Origin of the sequence: Actinoplanes sp. NPDC048791, from assembly GCF_040650095.1 — a bacterium.
GTDB lineage: Bacteria > Actinomycetota > Actinomycetes > Mycobacteriales > Micromonosporaceae > Actinoplanes.
On sequence record NZ_JBEZGQ010001154.1, the window covers coordinates 1 to 2,434 of the forward strand.

Annotated in this window: 3 protein-coding genes and 1 pseudogene; 1 reads left to right on the plus strand and 3 read right to left on the minus strand. The window is 74.4% G+C overall.

From position 1 onward, the window contains the following. Together AB0C29_RS43570 and AB0C29_RS43575 are read right to left on the minus strand one after the other, a co-directional pair. A partial coding sequence (locus tag AB0C29_RS43570) for a hypothetical protein (protein ID WP_360833558.1) occupies nt 1–356 on the minus strand: 356 nt, incomplete at its 3' end. Between the two features lie 85 nt (nt 357–441). Further along, nucleotides 442–1,623, minus strand: coding sequence for an FAD-dependent monooxygenase (locus AB0C29_RS43575; RefSeq protein ID WP_360833560.1), 1,182 nt, complete (start codon nt 1,621–1,623; stop codon nt 442–444). Between the two features lie 62 nt (nt 1,624–1,685). On the opposite strand from AB0C29_RS43575, the gene AB0C29_RS43580 reads away from it, so the two are divergent. Then, complete coding sequence (locus AB0C29_RS43580) at nt 1,686–2,282, plus strand: helix-turn-helix transcriptional regulator (protein ID WP_360550217.1); 597 nt, start codon at nt 1,686–1,688, stop codon at nt 2,280–2,282. Here AB0C29_RS43580 and AB0C29_RS43585 read toward each other — a convergent pair. Further along, nucleotides 2,279–2,434: pseudogene (locus AB0C29_RS43585) on the minus strand (methylmalonyl Co-A mutase-associated GTPase MeaB); the annotation flags it as partial. The gene AB0C29_RS43580 and the pseudogene AB0C29_RS43585 sit on opposite strands and share 4 nt — an antisense overlap.

Consider the following 2,434-nt stretch of genomic DNA (forward strand, 5'->3'; position numbering starts at 1 on the left):
ATCCGGTGGTCGACCGCGCCGATCTGGAAGTCGGGGCCGTCGAGGGCCGCGGGGGCCAGCGGGGCACGGGCCACCGCCACCAGCTGAGCCACGTCACCGACGAGGAACGCGGCGCCGGCCAGCGAGAACGACAGCCAGAGCCGCCGGGCGACCGCCGGTCCGGCCCGGGCGACCTGCGCCGAGAGGACCGCGAAACAGCCGTGCACCGCGGCCATGAGCAGCCAGAACATCGCCACCTGGGGTCCGGTCCCGGTGCGCCGGGCGCCGAAGCCGACGACGGCGGTCACCGCCAGCACGAGCAGCACCACGACCAGCGGGTCGGCGCGCCGCCACGGGCGCGGGTTCCGCCGGTGCATGGTCACCTCGTTCGTCGGTCGTCACCGCTGGGTCACGGGACGGCTGAACCGTCCATTCGGCATCACCGGGGCGGGGCTGAGGAGTTCAGCCGATCCGGTGCTCGAAGATCCAGGCCTGCGGGTCGCCCTTGCGGTGCAGCATCCGCATGACCAGCGGCATCAGAGCGTCGCGCACGGCCGCGCCGACCGGACCGGCGGTCTTGGTGCTGCCGCTGCGCCGCCCGTACGCGACGACCTTCTCGACCCGCTTGCGGCGCAGCTGCTCGTAGTCGGCCAGGGCCCCGGCGATGTCCGTACGGGCCCGCAGGCAGCGCCCGAGGGTGACGGCGTCCTCGATCGCCATCGACGCACCCTGGCCCGACGACGGCGAGACGGCGTGCGCGGCATCGCCGATCAGGATCGTGCGGTCGTCGCGCCACACCGGCACCCGCGGCAGGTCCCAGGTGTTCCAGGGGCCGACGATCTCCGCGCTGGCCCGGATCAGTGCCGCCGCGGGCACCTCGTCCCCGGCGAACAGCTCCAGCAGCTCGGCCCGCCAGCCGGCCGGGGTGAACTCCTGCGGCTCGACCGGGCGCCGGCGCGGTGGATTGGCGAACCACCACACCGAGTCGTCGGGAGCGGTGACCCAGCCGAAGAACGCCCGCCGCCCGAAGGCCATCTGCATGACCCCGGGCTCGGTGCGCAGGTCCGCCGGGACCGGGCCGGTCGTGAGGCCGCCCGCATTGAGCAGGCCCAGATAGCGCGGTGCGGGCGCCGCCGGGTCCAGCGCTGAGCGGGTCCGCGAGTGCAGACCGTCCGCGCCGACCAGCAGGTCGCCCCCGGCGGTGGTGCCGTCGGCGAACTGGGCGGTCACCCCGCTCGGCGTACGGGTGCGGCCGGTGAGCCGTTTGCCGTACCGGATCGGGATGTCGCGCCGCTCGGCCTCGCCGCGCAGGGCCAGGTAGAGGTCGGCGCGCCGGATCGTCGTGGTCGTCGTGCCGTCCGCGTCCGGCCCGCCGAGGGGCAGCCGGGCGAGCTGTCGGCCCGCGGAGTTGCGCAGCACCATGGCCGGCGTCGCGAAGCCCGCGGCGAAGAGCCGGCCCGGGTCGAGACCCAGCGTGCGCAGGGCGGCCAGCCCGTTCACGGCGACGGTGAGGAAGGAGCCGCGCTCGTCGGCCCCGCGGTCGTGGGCCTCGTGGATGACCGGGGCGAACCCGGCGTCGTGCAGGGCGATGGCGGCGACGGTGCCGGCGATGCCGCCACCCGCCACGAGAGCTGTCTTAGTCATTCCATGACTATCCATCCCATGACTATGAGAGGCAACCCTGGGAAAACCCCTAGGCTGAGGCCATGACGTCTGCGGAGCCGCGCCGGTCCACGCTGGCGATGGTGCTGCTGGCGCTGCTGCTCGAGGCGCCCATGCACCCGTACCGGATGCAGCAGATGATCAAGGAACGCGGCCAGGACCAGCTGGTCAACGTGGCCCAGCGCAACAGCGTCTACCAGGCCCTGGACCGGCTCGTCCGGGACGGGCTGGCCCGGCCCGGCGGCACCGCGCGCGAGGCGGGACGCCCGGAACGCACGGTCTACGAGATCACCGAGGCGGGCGCGGCGACGCTGCGCCGCTGGCTGACCGCCATGCTGCCGGCCCCGGCCCGGGAGTTCCCCGAGTTCCCGGTCGCGCTGGCGTTCCTGCCGATCCTGCACCCGGCCGAGGTGCGCACGCTGCTGGAGAGCCGGGTGGCCGTGCAGGCGGAGAAGCTCGCCCAGCTCGAACGGCAGGCGCCGCCCGGCCTGCCCCGGCTGTTCCTGATCGAGGACGAATACCGCGCCACGATGCTGCGCGCCGAGCTGGAGTGGCTGCGCGCACTGATCGACGACCTGGGCAGCGGGCGGCTCGACTGGAACGAGAGCCTGATCGCGGAGACGCTCGCCCGCTTCGGCTAGAGATCCTTGATGAGATCGTCCGCGGCGGCGTACGGGTCCAGCCGGCCCGCGGCCACCCGGGCGGCGAGGTCGCTCAGCGCCGTACCCTCGCGCAGCGAGCCCAGCCGGGCCCGCAGCGTGCCGAGCGCGATCGCCTCGACCTCCGCCGCGGC

What these genes read in the sequence shown, in the direction of transcription:
- AB0C29_RS43575 (WP_360833560.1), bottom strand. Translation starts at nt 1,623, where the DNA reads ATGACTAAGACAGCTCTCGTGGCGGGTGGCGGCATCGCCGGCACCGTC.
- AB0C29_RS43580 (WP_360550217.1), top strand. Translation starts at nt 1,686, where the DNA reads ATGACGTCTGCGGAGCCGCGCCGGTCCACGCTGGCGATGGTGCTGCTG.